The following is a 16,348-nucleotide window of genomic DNA, read 5'->3' as shown; positions in this document are numbered from 1 at the left end:
CTTTCGCGCCCGAACCGAGAAGAAGGCGCCCGAGCTTTGACGCAAAGCCTCCTGGTGGCAGTGGATGTGGGCACCGGCAGTGCCCGGGCCGGCGTGCTGACGACCCAGGGTCTCCTGCTGGGCCGTGCCGAGCAGCCCATCGCCATGCATCGCCCCGACGCCAACCACGCCGAGCACGACAGCGAACAGATCTGGCAGGCCGTCTGCGCCGCAGTGCGCGACGCCATGACCTTGGCGAAGGCGCTGCCCGAACAAGTGGTTGGCCTGGGTTTTGATGCCACCTGCTCGCTCGTCGTCCGCGACACCGAGGGCCTGCCGTTGACCGTCTCGACCACGGGCGAGGACCGCTGGGACACCATTGTCTGGCTCGATCATCGGGCGCTTGCGGAGGCTGACGAGTGCACCCGCACCGGCCATGACGTGCTCAGCTATGCCGGCGGCGTCATGTCCCCGGAAATGGAGGCGCCCAAGCTGATGTGGCTCAAGCGCTACCTGCCCGACACCTGGGCCCGCGCCGGCATGATGTTCGACCTGGCCGATTTCCTTTCCTGGAAAGCCACCGGCTCACTGGCCCGCAGCCAGTCGACGCTGACCTGCAAATGGACCTATCTGGCGCACAAGAGCCCCAGCTGGCAGGCCGATTTTCTCGACCTGGTCGGGCTGGAAGACCTGCTGAAAAAAGCGGCGCTGCCGGCCGAAGCCAGCCCGGTCGGCGCCGATCTGGGCGGGCTGACGCCGGCCGCTGCCGCGCAACTGGGCCTCACCACCGCCTGCCAGGTCGGCGCCGGCCTGATCGATGCCCATGCCGGTGCGCTCGGCGTGCTTGGCGCCTTTGCCGGCGACGTCGACACCATCGATCGCCACCTCGCCCTGATCGCCGGCACCTCGAGCTGCGTCATGGCCCTCTCCGCCGAAGACCGCCCGACCACCGGCGTCTGGGGCCCCTATTTCGGCGCCGTGCTGCCCGGCGTCTGGCTCAACGAAGGCGGCCAGTCCGCCACCGGCGCCCTGCTCGATCACATTATCCGCTGGCACGGCGCCGGCGGCGAACCCGATGCGCCCATGCACGCCGCCATCGCCAGCCGCATCATGCTACTGCGCCAGGTCGAAGGTCTGGCTCTGGCCGACCGCCTGCACGTCCTGCCCGATTTCCACGGCAACCGCTCGCCTTTGGGTGACCCCTTCGCTTTGGGGGTGATTTCTGGCCTGACCCTCGACAGCGACTTTGACTCGCTCTGCCGTCTTTACTGGCGCACCTGCGTCTCGATTGCTCTGGGCGTCCGCCATATCCTTGAAACCCTCAATACCCGCGGCTATGCCATCGACACCCTGCATGTCACCGGCGGCCATACCAAAAACGCTATACTGATGGCGCTCTATGCCGATGCCACCGGCTGCACCGTGGTGGAATCCGCCGCCAAGGACGCGACCCTTTTGGGCATGGCCATGGTCGCCGCCACGGCAGCCGGACTTTACCCGAGCCTCGACGCGGCCTGTACTGCCATGCAGCAGGGCGGTCACGCCCGGGCGCCCGATGCCGCCGCCCGCACCCAATTCGACAAGGATTACCGCATCTTTCTCGAGATGCTGCGGCAGCGGCAGGTGATCGACACGATGGTCTGACCTGCAACATGCGCGCTGGCGGTACGCCGTCACACTCGCTAGGCTGGCAAAACCTGACGTGGTCCGAACAGAGCGACGCTGATATATGTCGATCAAAGCTGCCGTCTATCACCTGACGCATTACAAATATGACCGGCCGGTCTATTTGCAGCCCCAGATCATCCGCCTGCAGCCGGCGCCCCATTCCAAGACCAAGGTGCTGAGCTATTCGCTGCGCGTCTCGCCCAGCCTGCATTTCGTCAATGTGCAGCAGGACCCCTATGGCAATTTCCTGACCCGCATCGTCTTTCCCGAGCCCGTCACCGAGCTCAAGATCGAGGTTGATCTGGTCGCCGATATGACGGTCTACAATCCCTTTGATTTCTTCGTCGAAGAGAGCGCCGAGACCTTCCCGTTTGAATATCCAGAGGATATCCGGCCCGACCTGTCGATCTATCGGCAGCCCGAGCCGGCCGGACCTTTGCTGCAGCAGTTTATCGACAGTCTCGACAAGTCGCCGCAAAACACCGTCACCTTCGTCACCGGTATCAATGCGCTGATCCAGCAAAAGCTGGCCTATGTCGTGCGCATGGAAACCGGCGTCTGGACGCCCGAGGAAACCCTGGGCAATGCCAAGGGCTCCTGCCGCGATTCCAGCTGGCTGCTGGTGCAGACGCTGCGCCATCTCGGCTTTGCCGCCCGCTTTGTCTCGGGCTACCTGATCCAGCTCAAGCCCGATCTGGTCTCGCTGGACGGCCCCGCCGGCACTGACCATGATTTTACCGATCTGCATGCCTGGTGCGAGGTTTACCTCCCCGGCGCTGGCTGGGTCGGCCTGGATCCCACCTCGGGCCTGCTCACCGGCGAGAGCCACGTGCCGCTGGCTGCCACGCCGCATTACCGCAATGCCGCGCCGATTTCGGGCACCGCTTCCTATGCCGAGGTCGAGTTCGACTTCGCCATGCGCGTGGACCGCGTCGCCGAGCATCCGCGCATCACCAAGCCTTTCTCGGACGCCGCATGGGATCAGCTCGATGCCCTCGGCCACCAGGTCGATGCTGTCCTGGCCGACAATGATGTCCGCCTGACCATGGGCGGCGAACCAACCTTTGTCTCCATCGACGACTTTGAAGCCGATGAGTGGAATACCGGCGCCGTCGGGCCGACCAAGCGCACCCTGGCCGATGACCTGATCCGCCGCCTGCGCACCCGCTTTGCCCCCAATGGCATGCTGCATTATGGCCAGGGCAAGTGGTATCCTGGCGAAACCTTGCCGCGCTGGACCTTCTCGCTCTATTGGCGGCTGGACGGCAAGCCGATCTGGTCCGACGAAACGCTGATCGCCCGCGAAGGCGTCAAGACCAGCGCCACCCATGAAGACGCCCGCAAATTCCTCGACAGCTTTGCCCGCAATCTGGGGCTCACCGGCGAGACCATTGCCGAGGCCTATGAGGATCCTGGCGAGTGGCTGCTCAAGGAAGCCAACCTGCCCGAAAACGTCGATCCGGCCAATTCCGAGCTGGCCGATCCTGAGGCGCGCTCGCGCATCGCCAAGGTCTTCGAGCGCGGCCTCACCACCCCCACCGGCTTTGTCCTGCCCGTACAGCGCTGGAACGCCGCCGCCTCCAGCCCCTGGCTGACCGAGGTCTGGAAGACCCGCCGCGGCAAGCTGTTCCTGGCGCCCGGCGACAGCCCGGCCGGCTATCGCCTCCCGCTGAGCTCGCTCAAGCATATCAAGCCTACCGACTACCCCCATGTCGTGGCCCAGGACCCCGGCGCGCCGCGCGGCGCGCTGCCCGATCCGGTTGAAATCCTCGCGCGCCGGCAGACCGGTCTCGAGGCCGATCCGCGCGCTCAGGTCACCGCCGGCTTCACTCCATCCAGCGAGCAGCAGGAGCGCACCGAGCAGGAGATCAGCGAGATCGAGGGCGAGGTGCGCACAGCCGTCACCGCCGAAATCCGCGACCACCGCCTCTGCGTCTTCCTGCCCCCTGTCGAAACGCTCGAAGACTATCTCGAACTCATCGCCGCCGTCGAAGCCGCCGCCCGCGAAGTCGGACAGCCGGTTCACGTGGAAGGCTATGCGCCGCCGCACGATCCGCGCCTCAACGTCATCCGCGTCGCCCCCGATCCGGGCGTCATCGAGGTCAATATCCACCCGGCCTCGAACTGGGACGATTGCGTCGCCACCACCACTGCCATCTACGAGGCCGCTCGCCAGTCGCGCCTCGGCGCTGACAAGTTCATGATCGATGGCCGCCATACCGGCACCGGCGGCGGCAACCACGTCGTGGTCGGCGGCGCCACCCCCGATGACAGCCCCTTCCTGCGCCGGCCCGATCTGCTCAAATCCCTGGTGCTGCACTGGCAGCGCCATCCGGCCATGAGCTACCTGTTTTCGGGCCTCTTCATCGGCCCGACCAGTCAGGCGCCCCGCTTCGACGAGGCGCGCCACGATAGCCTCTACGAACTCGAAATCGCCATGGCCCAGGTGCCGCACCCGCAATCGGGTCAGCCGGCGCCTTTGCCCTGGCTGGTCGATCGCCTGTTCCGCAACCTGCTGGTCGACGTCACCGGCAATACCCATCGCTCCGAAATCTGCATCGACAAGCTCTATTCGCCCGATGGCCCCACCGGGCGCCTCGGCCTGGTCGAGTTCCGCGGCTTTGAAATGCCGCCCAATGCCCGCATGGCGCTGGCCCAGCAGGTGCTGGTGCGGGCCCTGATTGCCCGCTACTGGACCAATCCGCTCGACGGCACTTTCACCCGCTGGGGCACCACCCTGCATGATCGCTTCATGCTGCCCCACTATGTCTGGCAGGACTTTCTCGACGTCGTCGCCGATCTCGAGCGGCACGGTTTCCGGATCGATCCGGCCTGGTTCACGGCCCAGCTCGAATTCCGCTTCCCCTTCTGCGGCGAAGTCGAATATGACGGCGTCCGTCTCGAACTGCGCCAGGCGCTTGAGCCCTGGCACGTCATGGGTGAACAGGGCGCCATCGGCGGCACCGTCCGCTTTGTCGACAGCTCGGTCGAGCGCCTGCAGGTCAAGCTGAGTGGCATCAATCCCGAGCGCTACGCCGTCACCTGCAACCAGCGTCCGGTGCCGTTGCGCACCACCGATCAGGCCGGCACCGCCGTGGCCGGCGTCCGCTACAAGGCCTGGCAACCCGCCTCCGGCATGCATCCGGCGCTGCCGGTCAACACCCCCCTGGTGTTCGACATCTACGATCGCTGGACCCAGCGCCCCGTCGGCGGCTGCGTCTATCACGTCGCCCATCCCGGCGGCCGCAGCTATGATACTTTCCCGGTCAACGGCAACGAAGCCGAGGCGCGCCGCCTCGCCCGCTTCATCCCGCACAACTACACCGCCGGCGGTTTCGAGCTGCGCCTCGAAAAGCCTGCGGACGAATTCCCGTTGACGCTTGACCTGCGTCGGCCGCCGCGCTTCTGGTAGCCCATGAACACGCACGACCAAGATCACGACGGGGAGCTGGCCATTCCCAGCATCATTGCCGACTATCAGCTGCATCCCGGCATCCCCGATGAGATGATCGACGCCGACGGCCAGATCCGGCCGGGCTGGTCGGCGCTGATGGCCGCGTTTGACAAGCTTGGGCCGGGTGAGCTCGGCGCCCGCTTCGAGCGCGCCGACCAGTATCTGCGCGACGCCGGCGTCTTCTACCGCACCTATGAGGGCACCGAGAGCCATGAGCGGGCCTGGCCACTGGCCCATGTGCCGCTGCTTGTCGACGAGGCCGACTGGGCCCGCATCAGCACCGGCCTCATCGAGCGCGTCGAACTGCTCGAAACCGTGGTCGCCGACGTCTATGGCGACAACACCCTCGTCCAGCAGGGGCTGCTGCCCCCCGAATTGATCGCCCGCAATGACGAGTTCCTGCGCCCCCTGGTCGGGATCAAGCCAACCAGCGGCCACTATCTGCACTTTTGCGCCTTCGAACTCGGCCGCGGCCCCGATGGCGCCTGGTGGGTGCTGGGCGATCGCACCCAGGCCCCGTCGGGCGCCGGCTTTGCCCTGGAAAACCGGGTCGCCACCACCCACGCCCTCAGCGACATCTATGCTGAGATGAATGTGCACCGGCTCGCCGGCTTCTTCCGCGATTTCCGCGACATGCTGTTCGCCGACGCCAAGCGCGATGGCGGCTGGGTTGGCATTCTCACCCCCGGCCAGCTCAACGAAACCTATTTCGAACACGCCTATATCGCCCGCTATCTCGGCCTGATGCTGCTCGAGGGCGAGGACCTGCTGGTGCAGGATGGCAAGGTCATGGTGCGCACGGTGGCTGGCCTGATGCCGGTCAGCGCCCTCTGGCGGCGCATGGATGCCGCCTTCGTCGATCCCCTCGAACTGCGCTATGACAGCCGCATCGGCACGCCCGGCATGGTCGAGGCGCTGCGTCATGGCTCGATCTCCATGATCAACGCCCTGGGCACCGGCCTGCTCGAAACCCGGGCGCTCGCTGCCTTCATGCCCCGGCTTGCGCGCAAGCTGCTGGGCGCGCCGCTCCTGCTGCCCGAGATTGCCACCTGGTGGTGCGGCCAGCCGGGCGAGCAGCAGCACGTGATCGACAATTTCGACGACCTGATGATCGGTCCGGCCTTTGCCACCACCCTGCCCTTTGACGATCTGGATGGCACGCGGCTGGGCTCGACCTTCTCGCCCGCCGAAAAGGCCGCCATGATCGCGGCCATTGCCAGCAATGGCGCCAATTTTGTTGGCCAGGAAAAGGTCCAGCTCTCCACCGCCCCCGTCTATATCGACGGCAAGCTGCAGCCGCGCCCGATCACCCTGCGCGTCTACGCCGCCCGTACCCGTGACGGCTGGTCGATCATGCCCGGGGGCTTTGCCCGCGTTGGCTCGACCCTCGATACCAGCGCCATTGCCATGCAGCGCGGCGGCCAGGCGGCCGACGTCTGGGTGCTGTCCTCACAACCGGTTGAGCCTGTGTCGCTGCTGCCCAATAGCGGCAAGACCCTGGTCCGCAGCACTGTGGGCGACCTGCCCAGCCGCGCCGCCGACAACCTCATCTGGCTCGGTCGCTATGCCGAACGCTGCGAGGCGACCTTGCGCATCCTGCGCGCCTATCATGCCCGCCTCGGCGAACTCTCCAATGCCGACCTGCCTATCCTGACCCACTGCGCCGATTTCCTCGATACCGTCGACGTCGATGCCAGCGAAGCGATGCCGCAGGGCCTGTTGTCATCGATCAACAGCGCCGTGCGCAGCGCCGGCCAGATCCGCGATCGCTTTTCACCCGATGGCTGGCTGGCGCTCAACGACCTGCAGAAGACCGCCCAGCGTTTCGCCCGGCGCGTCAGCTCCGGCGACGATTCCGCCCATGCCATGACGGTGCTTCTGCGCAAGCTGGCAGGGTTTTCGGGCCTGGTGCATGAGAACATGTATCGCTTCGCCGGCTGGCGCTTTCTCGAACTGGGCCGCCGGCTCGAACGCGCCATCCAGATTGCCCGTATCACCGCCTGGCTGACCAGCGAGGACGCGCCGAACGGCTCGGTCGAGATGCTGCTCGAAATCGGTGACAGCGTCATGAGCCATCGCCGCCGCTATTCGGTGAGTGCCGGGGCCCAGAGCGTTATCGACATGCTGATCCTGGATCCGCTCAATCCGCGCTCGGCCATCTTCCAGCTGTCTGAATTGCGCGCCCAGATCGAGATGCTGCCCGGTGGCGTCGTTGACGGCCAACTCTCGCCCGCCGCCAAGGCCGCGCTCGAAATCGAGACCGGCCTGCGCACGGCCGATGCCATCGACATGGTGCCCGCCCGGCTTGACAGTCTGGCCAGCGATATCGTCACTCTCTCCGGGCTCATCGCCACGGCCTATCTGGTGTAATGGCCATGCTTTATGATGTGCGTCTTGAGATGAGTTATGACTACGACGCGCCGGTGCATGGCGGTCGGCATCTGGTCCGCGTCGCCCCGATCACCATTCCGGGCGTCCAGCGCATTGTCGCGTCCAGCCTGTCATTTGTCCCGCGCCCCGAGCGCGTCAGCACCTTCAACGACTTCTTCGGCAATCTGGCGACCGAAATTGCCTATGTCGAACCCCATGACAGCCTGCTGATCCGGCTGAGCGCTCGCGTCCATGTCGAGGAACTGGCGCCGCCCATCGACCTCTCCCCCACCATTGCGGGCCTGCATCGCGAGATCGGTGGTCTGTGGAGCGTCGCCGCCGCCAGTCCGCATCACTTCCTCGCCGCCTCGCCCCGCGTGCCGCTCGACCCGGCCATCACCAGCTACGCCAGAGAGGCCATCGGCACCGCGCCCTCGGTGCTCGCCGCGGTCACCACGCTGTGCCTCGCCGTGCACCGCGATTTTGCCTATGACCCCAAAGCCACCAAGGTCAGCACCACCCCGGCCGAGGCCTTTGCCCTGCGTCGCGGGGTCTGCCAGGATTTCGCCCATATCATGATCGCCGGCCTGCGCGGCCTTGGCATCCCGGCCGGCTATGTCTCGGGATTCCTGCGCACCAATCCGCCGGCTGGCAAGCCGCGCCTCGAAGGCGCCGACGCCATGCACGCCTGGGTGCGGGCCTGGTGCGGCCAGGACATGGGCTGGGTGGAATTCGATCCGACCAATGCCATTCTGACTGGGCCGGATCACATCGCCATCGGCCACGGCCGCGACTATGCCGATGTCTCCCCCATTGTCGGCGTGCTCAAGACGCACGGCTCGCACGAGGCCAAGCAGTCGGTCGACGTGCTGCGTATTCCATAGCGATTGCGGCTTCGCTGGCTTGGCGGAACCAAATACAAGGCATCCACGTTTCTTGCTCAGGCGCAAAAAAGGCGGCGCGGCGGCCGAAAACATTCGTTTCCAGCCCCGGACACGACGGAGGCAGTGATGACAAATATCGATTTCAAGGCCCTTGAGCAGGCAAGCCGCACCGGCATGGTGTGGACCGAAGGCTATGATGGCCAGACCCATTATGGCGACGTATTCAAGGCGTTGGCTCCGGCATTTCTCATTCTGGCGGCCGTCGTCGGCTTGATGCTGGCCATCCTCTAAACGTCCTTTTCATCAACACCATTGCATAACGGAGAACGACCATGGGCTTGGGTACCATTCTCATCATCATCCTCATTCTGGCACTGATTGGCGCCCTGCCGACCTGGGGCTATTCCCGCAGCTACGGCTATTTCCCCTCCGGCATCCTTGGTGCCGTTCTGGTGGTGGTCATCATCCTGGCCTTGATGGGCAGCATCTAGCCCGTCAGCACGTCAAACCGAGCGCGTTCCCGGCCAGCTTGCGGGCTTGCCGCGCTCGACGGGCGAGGTCGTCCTCCCCTCGCTCGCTATTGCGCCCCGGCCCGCTTCCGCGTGACCCCGGGTGCATTTTTTAGCGCTTTTGCCGGCGCGCGGAACTGCTTAGGTTCTTGCAGCGTTACTGACATATTGAAACAGGAGCTTCTTATGGCCGCCACCCCAGACCTTGCACCCAATCGCACCAAACCCGCTCCCCGCAGCCGTGCCGCCCGGGTCGATACGACTCCGCGCGAGGAAAAGCTCGAAGAGCAGGTTTCCCAGCTGCAGGCCGACCTCAAGGCCATTGCCGCGACGCTGTCCAAGCTGAGCAGCGAAAAGGTCTCCGAGGCCACCGATACGGCCAGGAATGAACTGCGCCACATCCAGCGCCAGGGCCAGCATGTCATCGACGATGTGCAGGATCAGGCCAGCGTGATGGAAAAGCAGCTCAAGGATACCATCCGCGAAAAGCCGCTGACCGCTGTCGCTACCGCCATCGGCATCGGTTACGTTCTGGCCCTGCTGTCACGGCACTGAGCGTCATGAACTTTCTCCTGCCGATTGCCAGCCTCCTCGGCCTGGAGGTTGATCACCTGACCGATCGCATCAAGCATGCGGTGATCATCAATACCATCATGGCGGTCTTTGGTCTGCTCGGCGCGGGCTTCCTGGTGGCAGCGGGATATATCGCGCTGGCTCAGCAGGTGGGCGCGCTTTACGCCGCGCTGATCTTTGGTGGTGCTTTTCTGCTTCTGGCATTGGCGGTCTATCTCGGCGCCCAGATCGGCGAGGGACGGCGCAAGCGCGAACTTGCCCAGAAGCGCCGCTCAAGCGAGGCCGGTGCTTTCTTGACCACCGCCACCCTGGCCGCTCTGCCCGTGCTACTGCGCTCGCCCCTGCTGCGGACACTGGGAATTCCCGCTGCAGCTATTGCTGCCTATCTGCTGGTCAGCAATAGCGGCGGTGACGACAAGGAAGACTGAACCAGACTGAGTCCGCCGCTTCAGGCGGACTCAGTAGGCAATGGCAGCCAGACATCCGCGGTCACGCCCTCGGGCCGGAATTCCAGCTTCACTTCGCTGTCCAGAACCTTGCTCAGGCTGCGCTCGATCAGACGGGCGCCCAGACCGTGTTCCTGCTCGCTCGCCACTGGCGGGCCGCCGCGCTCCCGCCACTTAAGCGACAGGCCCCGGGCCGGTTCGTTCTTGAGGGTCCAGGAGAGGCTCACCACCCCGCCCCCGATCGACCACGCGCCGTAACGCTGCGCATTGGTGGTCAGCTCATGCAGGATCAGCCCCAGGCCCAGCGCATGATCGGCCGGCAGCATGACGTCGTCGCCAGTTACCTCGGCCCGCTGGTGATCGTTGCGGAAATTCTCGCCCAGCTGGGCAGCAATGACTTCATCGAGTTGCACCCCCGCCCAGTCGCGGTCGGCCAGCAGCACATGGGCGGCCGAGATCGTCCGCAGCCGTCCGGAGAACGCCTCGATAAAGTCATGCGGATCCGGATTCTGCCGCACCGTCTGCCGCGCCACCGACTGAATCATGGCCAGCGTATTCTTGACCCGGTGGTTGAGCTCGCGCAGCAGGAGCCGGGTCTGGTCGGCCGATTGCTTGCTTTCGGTGATATCGGTGCTGGCGCCCATCATGATCAGCGGCTTGCCTTCGGTGTCGCGCTGGTAGACGCGGCCGCGCATGGTAAGCCAGCGCCCCGTGCGAGCCACCCGGGCCTCGGCCTCATAGTCCACCCCGTCATCGAGGCTGGCATCGATTCCCGCCTGCACTCTCTCCCGGTCGCCGGGATGGGTGGCATCGAGTACCTGCGCGATCTGGATGGACCCGGTCTCGGGCAGGTCGTACATGCGGCGAAACATTTCGTTGCAGGCAATCTCGCCGGTGCGGATGTCCCACACCCAGCTGCCCACCTTGCCGGCCTCAAGGGTCAGCGCGTGCCGCCATTCCTCGCGCAGCAAAGCCGCAGCGGTGCGCGCGCGCACCCTGGCTTCTTCCTTGAGGGCAAACAGCGACGCGGCAACACCCGCAAGATCGTTCAATTGCTGCAGCATGGCCGGTTCGACATTGCTCCGCGGTGTGGCACTCAGCACACACAGCGAACCGATCTTCTGCCCTGCCACGACAATGGGCGCGCCGGCATAAAAACGAACATGCGGCCAGGACGTCACCAGCGGATTGTCGCAGAATCGGTCATCCTGCTGCGCGTCCAGCACCACCAGATTGTCGATGTCTGGCAGCGCAATGGTGTGCGCACAGAACGATATGTTGGTGTCGGTACCCTTCATGTCGCCCAGGCCGATGCACGAGCGAAACCATTGCTGGTGCTCACCGACAACGCTGATCACCGCAAACTCGCCATCGAACACCCCGGCGGCCGCGCGGCTCAATCGGTCGAAATCACCATCGGACTCAGCCTCGGGTGCCTGAAACGCCGACGCGACATCCAGACGTTTCCGATCCGTTACGGCTGCCATCACCGACTCTGGCAGTACGGCCCCATTATTTGTCACGTTGCGTCCTGCATCACCCAAGTCACCCGGCCAATACCCAATGCGGCCGAACGTCATTGGAAACGCATGACCTGGTCTTTTGGTTCCTAACTAAATCAGACCGCCATCTCGCCCACCGGTCCAGGCAGAATAACCCGCACTGCGCGGGGATGGATAACCAGCTCCACGCGGGATTCCAGCTCCACCAGTTCTCCGTCGATCACCGCCTGCGCCCCGCGCTTGCGCTTGGGAAACCGCAGCGTGACCGCTACAACTTCGCTTTCGGACACCATCCGGCTGGCGCGCCAAGTACCCAGAAAAATGCCGGCCACCAATCCGAGCAGTTCTGCCGGCGACATCGGCGCCGCGACATACACCCCCAGCACGCCGGCATCCAGGCGGTCGGCATGGGGTATGTGCCCGTCTCCCACGCGATTATTGGAAATGGCGATACCGGCCACCCGTCGCCGGACCAGGCCGGTTGCCGTGGCCAGTTCCACCTCGAACACGGGCGGGCGGATGACCACGCCCGCCACGGCCCGCAGGCTCGCCAGTATCTTGCCGATCCGACCGCGATAAACCATGCTTTCGCGAATGCGCACCAGGCGCGCATGGATGCCGACGCCGAACTGATGCACGAACAGGCGCCCATTGGCCGTGGCCACATCCACGGTGCCCAGTTCCCCTGCTGCCAGCGCCTCGAGCGCCGCATCCAGTTCAAGCGGCATCTTGAGCGCCCGGGCAAACAGGTTCATCGTGCCGGCCGGCAGCACGCCAAGCGCCATCCCCGTTTCGTAGGCAATGCCCGCTGCCGTCGAGACGGTGCCATCGCCGCCGCCCGCCAGCATGGCCTCAACGCCTGCACTGCCGGCGACCCGGCGCAGTTCTGCCGCCACCGCCTCGCCCCGTACGATTCTGCACTCGAGGCTGTGGCCATGGCGGGCAAACGTGGCACCGGCGCGCGTGCACAACTCATCCAGATCCATGGTCCGCAACGCGCCGCCATCGCGGTTGAGTACTGCCACTATGTGCAACCCCGTTCTCCTGCCATAGTCACACCGCCGGCGGCGCCCCGGCAATGCTGGGTAGCGGGACGCGCACGGCCAGGCCACCGTCGCTGCGCCGCTCATATTCGGGCACGCCGCCAAACTGCAGTGCCAACTGCTTGACGATGACCGAGCCCAGGCCACCCTCGCCGACAGCGCCCTGCTTGGCGACGCCCACCCCGTCATCGATGACCGACAGCGTCGCAATGCCGACCCGGTCCCGTTGCAGGCGCACCATGATGTGCCCAACGCGACCGTCGGGAAATCCATGCCGGAGCGCATTGCTCACCAGTTCGCCGATCAATATGCCCAGCGTGGTGGCGTCGCGCGCGCTGATCGGAATGGCGTCGACCTCGCTCAGCAGCGCAACGCGTTGCCCGTTCGCCGTCGTTTTCGCCAGTTCCTGCAGCAGGGGCTGCAGGAATTCGTCCGCACTGGCGGTTTCCTGGCCGTCCCCCAGCCGGAGGCGGCGATGCGCCGCAGCGACGGCATGCACGCGTGAGCGCGCCGCTTCCAGCGCCTGTTTGACCTCTTCGGATGTGCTGCGCAGCAATTGCAGGCCAAGCAGCGAGGACACCGTCGCCAGGGAATTGCCGATCCGGTGGCTGGTATCATGCAGCAGCGTCTCGACGCGCTCCCGCTCGGCCTCGGTCTGCATCTGCGCGTGCTCCAGTGCCGCCGCGAGGTCTCTGACTTTGCCTTTGAGTGCAGCATTCTCGTGCCGCAAGGCCTGGCGGCTACGGACCCGAGCGGGCCCGTCCCGCAACGCCCGCCGTCGTATCGGCCGCATCACCTGCGCACCGCCCGGCAGCACCTGGCTGCGGCAAATGCAGGGCCGGAACGGCACCAGTCCGGCGGGTATGGAGCCAATATCGGCGTCATATCAGCGGTCGCCTTCCCTGGGGCAGGCCTTCCCACGATGCCAAGTTCATCAGACCGTCCACATCGATCACTTCACACGAGCGGTCGAGCCAGCGGATGAATCCGCGATCGGCCAGTTTGCGCAGCGTCTTGTTGGTGTGGACGATGGAGAGGCCAAGGGTATCGGCCACATGTTGCTGGGTAATGGGTAACACGATGGTTCGATCGGAAACCAGACCCACCGAGGCAGCCCTCTGGTGCAGGAAGGCCAGCAGATAGGCCGCCCGCTCCATGGCGCTACGCCGTCCCAGGCTCAGCAGGTGGTCGTCCAGCATCCGCTCTTCCCGTGCCGCCATCCAGGTAATGTCAAATCCCAGCCCGGGATGATTCTGGAACAGCTCGTTGAGCCGGTCGCGCTGGAACACGCACAGCACCAGCGTGGACAGCGCCTCCACCGAATGGTCCATTTCGCCGGTAATGGATCCCTGCAGACCCACCAGATCGCCCGGAAGCATGTAATTGAGTATCTGCCGCCGTCCGTCGGCCAGCAGCTTGTAGCGAAACGCCCATCCCGACAGCAGCGTATAAAGGTGCGAACTATGCGCGCCTTCCGACAACAGGGTCGCTCCCGTCTCGGCAACCAGCTCGCCGGTCTTGAACGACGAGACGAACCGCAATTCCTTCGGTTCGAACTCCCTGAATCCTGGCATCGAGCGCAAGGGACACTGCTCGCATGGCACGCGACGCCCAGAAGTGGGAAGAACTATGCTCACGCCGCACCCGGACCTTGGAAACCGTAAGCTATGGCAACGCGGCGGCATCGCCGCGGTTCCGACATGTCAAAGTTAAATGACACTCTGGCGCTTTCCGCGCATTGCACTGGTTTTAGATGGGAACCAGCAATGCTTAGCGGCCACACAGTCCTCATCGTCGAGGCAGAATTTCTGATCGCCTTTGATATTCAGCGCATGCTGGAGTCACGGATCGATTGCACCATGTTGTTTGCCCGCTCACCGCAGGAGGCCCGCCAGCACGAGCACTTGTGGCCCGCCATCGATCTGGCGATTGTCGAAATCGGCCATGAGCCGCATCACACCTGGCCCCTGCTGGCTGGTCTGCGTGACGCCGGCATCGCCATCATCCTGAGCACACTCGACAGCAAATTGAGGCAGGGGCACCCCGAATTTCCGGGCGCCCCTGTGATCGTCAAGCCAATGATTGAAGAAGACTTCCATGGCGCCGTAAGCCAGGCGCTGACGGCATCACCTAGAAAGAATGGTTATGCGTCGTAACCTGTGCCGAGACCGCATCGGGTCCATAATCGGTCTCTCCGACGATCTGCAGGATTTCCTGTAGTCGCGTGCGCGCCCGGCTGACCCGGCTTTTCATCGTGCCCACGGCGCAGTCGCAGATTTCGGCCGCTTCCTCATAGGAAAATCCCGACGCGCCGATCAGGATGACGGCCTCGCGCTGATCATCCGGCAACTGGCTGAGCGCCTTCTTGAAATCCTGCATGTCCATCGAGCCATACTGGGCCGGATGCACTGACAACCGTTCGGTGAAGGCGCCGTCGCTATCCTGGACTTCGCGGCCACGCTTGCGCATCTGGCTGTAGAATTCATTGCGCAGGATGGTGAACAGCCAGGCCTTGATATTGGTGCCCATTTCGAAGCTGGTCTGCTTGGCCCAGGCCTTCATCACGGTGTCCTGCACCAGGTCATCCGCCTTGTCATGCTTGCCGGTCAGTGAAACCGCAAAGGCACGCAGGCTGGGCAGGGTCGCCAGCATTTCACGCTTGAACGATGTAGGCTCGGCGGCCGCTTTTGACGCTTCGGTCATACCGTTACTTCCCCTCGCGGGGTGTCGTGCCCGGCTTGCTGGACTGTTGCTGTTCGGCGGCATCGAGCTTTTCCAGCAGATCGAGCAACTGGTCTGGCACCCCCTCTTCCTGCACGGCGCCATAGAGCGCCCGCAGCCGGGCGCCGATATCCGTATTCGGACCCAGCCCGTCATCTGCCCGCGTCGCCTGCGTTCGCATCGGTTGCTGAGTCAAAGATTTGTCCTTTTTCATGCTGAACGAAACCGTCACATCGATTGAATCGTTGGTATTTGACGATCTAAATGCGTCGTAGTCAAAAAAGTTCCATAGAGCGGGAACTTTTCTTGGGGTAAGCCGTTGTGTAGACTTCGTGTGTCCACGAGCCTGCAGCGTCACTTGGAGTTCGATTTATGACTTTGTCCACGCGGATCGCGCCGCATTTGCCCTACTTGCGGCGATTTTCCCGGGCAGTAACCGGGTCGCAGACCTCGGGCGATGCCTATGTTGCCGCCACACTTGAAGCGCTGATTTCCGACATCTCGCTTTTCCCTGCCGCGAGCAACGATCGTATCGCGCTCTACAAGCTGTTTTCGGCGCTGTTTTCGACATCGGCAGTTGAAGTTCCCGAGCCCATTTCGACCTATGCCTGGGAAAAGCGCGCAGCCAACAATCTGGGCAATTTGTCGCCGCGCCCGCGCCAGGCTTTCCTGCTCGTTGCAGTTGAGGGTTTTACTTATCCGCAGGCGGCCGAAATTCTCGGCGTCAGCGACAGTGCATTTTCTACACTGATTGAAGAGGCTTCCATGGAAATTTCCCGCCAGGTTGCGACCGAAATCATGATCATCGAAGATGAGCCCCTCATCGCGATGGACATTGAGCAGCTCGTTGAGAGCCTTGGTCACAAGGTCGTCGCTGTTGCCCGCACCCATAAGGAGGCAGTCAGCATGTTTGCCAAGACCCAGCCGCGCATGATCCTGGCCGATATCCAGCTCGCCGATGGCAGCTCGGGCATTGATGCGGTCAACGACATCCTCAACACCCATTCGGTACCGGTGATCTTCATCACCGCCTTCCCCGAGCGCCTGCTGACGGGCGAACGCCCGGAGCCGACCTTCCTGGTCACCAAGCCGTTCAACCCCGACATGGTCAAGGCGCTGATCAGCCAGGCCCTGTTCTTCGACGAAGGCTCCCGCGCCGCAGCTTGACCTAAAATTACCGTGCTGAAGGGGTCGGACTT

16 protein-coding genes are annotated in these 16,348 nt (G+C 64.2%); 10 read left to right on the top strand and 6 right to left on the bottom strand.

The features are described 5' to 3' along the window. Positions 1-36 precede the first annotated feature (36 nt). The 8 genes from AC4NN3_RS15395 to AC4NN3_RS15360 all read left to right on the top strand — a co-directional run bounded on the left by AC4NN3_RS15395 (position 37) and on the right by AC4NN3_RS15360 (position 9,865). Entirely contained in the window at positions 37-1,623 is a 1,587-nt protein-coding gene (locus tag AC4NN3_RS15395; protein WP_491927969.1) for an FGGY-family carbohydrate kinase, read from the top strand. Positions 1,624-1,708: 85 nt separating this feature from the next. Then, the gene (locus AC4NN3_RS15390; RefSeq protein WP_491927968.1) at positions 1,709-5,059 is read left to right on the top strand and encodes a transglutaminase family protein; all 3,351 of its coding nucleotides are present in this window, start codon (positions 1,709-1,711) and stop codon (positions 5,057-5,059) included. Positions 5,060-5,062: 3 nt separating this feature from the next. Continuing rightward, positions 5,063-7,471 carry a circularly permuted type 2 ATP-grasp protein gene (locus AC4NN3_RS15385; protein ID WP_491927967.1) on the top strand — a complete coding sequence of 803 codons (2,409 nt, stop codon included), beginning with the start codon at positions 5,063-5,065 and terminating at the stop codon, positions 7,469-7,471. 5 nt (positions 7,472-7,476) lie between these two features. Beyond that, the gene (locus tag AC4NN3_RS15380; protein WP_491928153.1) at positions 7,477-8,355 is read left to right on the top strand and encodes a transglutaminase family protein; all 879 of its coding nucleotides are present in this window, start codon (positions 7,477-7,479) and stop codon (positions 8,353-8,355) included. A gap of 126 nt (positions 8,356-8,481) precedes the next feature. Continuing rightward, positions 8,482-8,646 carry a hypothetical protein gene (locus tag AC4NN3_RS15375; RefSeq protein WP_193334878.1) on the top strand — a complete coding sequence of 55 codons (165 nt, stop codon included), beginning with the start codon at positions 8,482-8,484 and terminating at the stop codon, positions 8,644-8,646. 41 nt (positions 8,647-8,687) lie between these two features. Beyond that, the gene (locus AC4NN3_RS15370; protein WP_193334877.1) at positions 8,688-8,846 is read left to right on the top strand and encodes a DUF3309 family protein; all 159 of its coding nucleotides are present in this window, start codon (positions 8,688-8,690) and stop codon (positions 8,844-8,846) included. A gap of 204 nt (positions 8,847-9,050) precedes the next feature. Then, positions 9,051-9,419, top strand: coding sequence for an ElaB/YgaM/YqjD family protein (locus AC4NN3_RS15365; RefSeq protein WP_491927966.1), 369 nt, complete (start codon positions 9,051-9,053; stop codon positions 9,417-9,419). A gap of 5 nt (positions 9,420-9,424) precedes the next feature. Continuing rightward, positions 9,425-9,865, top strand: a complete 441-nt coding sequence (locus tag AC4NN3_RS15360) for a hypothetical protein (RefSeq protein WP_491927965.1) — start codon at positions 9,425-9,427, stop codon at positions 9,863-9,865. A 20-nt stretch (positions 9,866-9,885) separates the two neighbouring features. Here the strand turns inward: AC4NN3_RS15360 and AC4NN3_RS15355 are convergent, their stop codons facing one another. The 4 genes from AC4NN3_RS15355 to AC4NN3_RS15340 form a co-directional block, all read right to left on the bottom strand. Then, complete coding sequence (locus AC4NN3_RS15355; RefSeq protein ID WP_491927964.1) at positions 9,886-11,463, bottom strand: HWE histidine kinase domain-containing protein; 1,578 nt, start codon at positions 11,461-11,463, stop codon at positions 9,886-9,888. A gap of 38 nt (positions 11,464-11,501) precedes the next feature. Further along, positions 11,502-12,410: a diacylglycerol/lipid kinase family protein gene (locus AC4NN3_RS15350; RefSeq protein ID WP_491927963.1), complete on the bottom strand. Its 909-nt coding sequence runs from the start codon at positions 12,408-12,410 to the stop codon at positions 11,502-11,504. A 28-nt stretch (positions 12,411-12,438) separates the two neighbouring features. Next, entirely contained in the window at positions 12,439-13,089 is a 651-nt protein-coding gene (locus AC4NN3_RS15345; RefSeq protein WP_491927962.1) for a sensor histidine kinase, read from the bottom strand. Between the two features lie 220 nt (positions 13,090-13,309). Then, a complete protein-coding gene (locus AC4NN3_RS15340) occupies positions 13,310-14,002 on the bottom strand; it encodes a Crp/Fnr family transcriptional regulator (RefSeq protein WP_491928152.1) in 693 nt (230 codons plus the stop codon). 192 nt (positions 14,003-14,194) lie between these two features. Between AC4NN3_RS15340 and AC4NN3_RS15335 the strand changes: the two genes are divergently transcribed. Further along, positions 14,195-14,584 carry a response regulator gene (locus tag AC4NN3_RS15335; RefSeq protein WP_491927961.1) on the top strand — a complete coding sequence of 130 codons (390 nt, stop codon included), beginning with the start codon at positions 14,195-14,197 and terminating at the stop codon, positions 14,582-14,584. Here AC4NN3_RS15335 and AC4NN3_RS15330 read toward each other — a convergent pair. Together AC4NN3_RS15330 and AC4NN3_RS15325 are read right to left on the bottom strand one after the other, a co-directional pair. Then, a complete protein-coding gene (locus tag AC4NN3_RS15330) occupies positions 14,559-15,131 on the bottom strand; it encodes an RNA polymerase sigma factor (protein WP_491927960.1) in 573 nt (190 codons plus the stop codon). The genes AC4NN3_RS15335 and AC4NN3_RS15330 overlap by 26 nt on opposite strands. A gap of 4 nt (positions 15,132-15,135) precedes the next feature. Beyond that, complete coding sequence (locus AC4NN3_RS15325; protein ID WP_491927959.1) at positions 15,136-15,345, bottom strand: NepR family anti-sigma factor; 210 nt, start codon at positions 15,343-15,345, stop codon at positions 15,136-15,138. Between the two features lie 176 nt (positions 15,346-15,521). Between AC4NN3_RS15325 and AC4NN3_RS15320 the strand changes: the two genes are divergently transcribed. Next, positions 15,522-16,316, top strand: coding sequence for a response regulator (locus AC4NN3_RS15320; protein WP_491927958.1), 795 nt, complete (start codon positions 15,522-15,524; stop codon positions 16,314-16,316). The last annotated feature ends 32 nt before the right edge of the window (positions 16,317-16,348 follow it).

Source organism: Devosia sp. MDV22-iso42, assembly GCF_058629155.1.
This window is presented reverse-complemented; position numbering and strand designations above follow the sequence as displayed.

Bases quoted from the DNA above. Each gene is read 5' to 3' on its own strand.
- AC4NN3_RS15360 (WP_491927965.1), top strand. From the start codon at position 9,425: ATGAACTTTCTCCTGCCGATTGCCAGCCTCCTCGGCCTGGAGGTTGAT.
- AC4NN3_RS15370 (WP_193334877.1), top strand. From the start codon at position 8,688: ATGGGCTTGGGTACCATTCTCATCATCATCCTCATTCTGGCACTGATT.
- AC4NN3_RS15335 (WP_491927961.1), top strand. From the start codon at position 14,195: ATGCTTAGCGGCCACACAGTCCTCATCGTCGAGGCAGAATTTCTGATC.
- AC4NN3_RS15375 (WP_193334878.1), top strand. From the start codon at position 8,482: ATGACAAATATCGATTTCAAGGCCCTTGAGCAGGCAAGCCGCACCGGC.
- AC4NN3_RS15390 (WP_491927968.1), top strand. From the start codon at position 1,709: ATGTCGATCAAAGCTGCCGTCTATCACCTGACGCATTACAAATATGAC.
- AC4NN3_RS15320 (WP_491927958.1), top strand. From the start codon at position 15,522: ATGACTTTGTCCACGCGGATCGCGCCGCATTTGCCCTACTTGCGGCGA.
- AC4NN3_RS15340 (WP_491928152.1), bottom strand. From the start codon at position 14,002: ATGCCAGGATTCAGGGAGTTCGAACCGAAGGAATTGCGGTTCGTCTCG.
- AC4NN3_RS15345 (WP_491927962.1), bottom strand. From the start codon at position 13,089: ATGCAGACCGAGGCCGAGCGGGAGCGCGTCGAGACGCTGCTGCATGAT.
- AC4NN3_RS15355 (WP_491927964.1), bottom strand. From the start codon at position 11,463: ATGACGTTCGGCCGCATTGGGTATTGGCCGGGTGACTTGGGTGATGCA.
- AC4NN3_RS15330 (WP_491927960.1), bottom strand. From the start codon at position 15,131: ATGACCGAAGCGTCAAAAGCGGCCGCCGAGCCTACATCGTTCAAGCGT.
- AC4NN3_RS15365 (WP_491927966.1), top strand. From the start codon at position 9,051: ATGGCCGCCACCCCAGACCTTGCACCCAATCGCACCAAACCCGCTCCC.
- AC4NN3_RS15380 (WP_491928153.1), top strand. From the start codon at position 7,477: ATGCTTTATGATGTGCGTCTTGAGATGAGTTATGACTACGACGCGCCG.
- AC4NN3_RS15385 (WP_491927967.1), top strand. From the start codon at position 5,063: ATGAACACGCACGACCAAGATCACGACGGGGAGCTGGCCATTCCCAGC.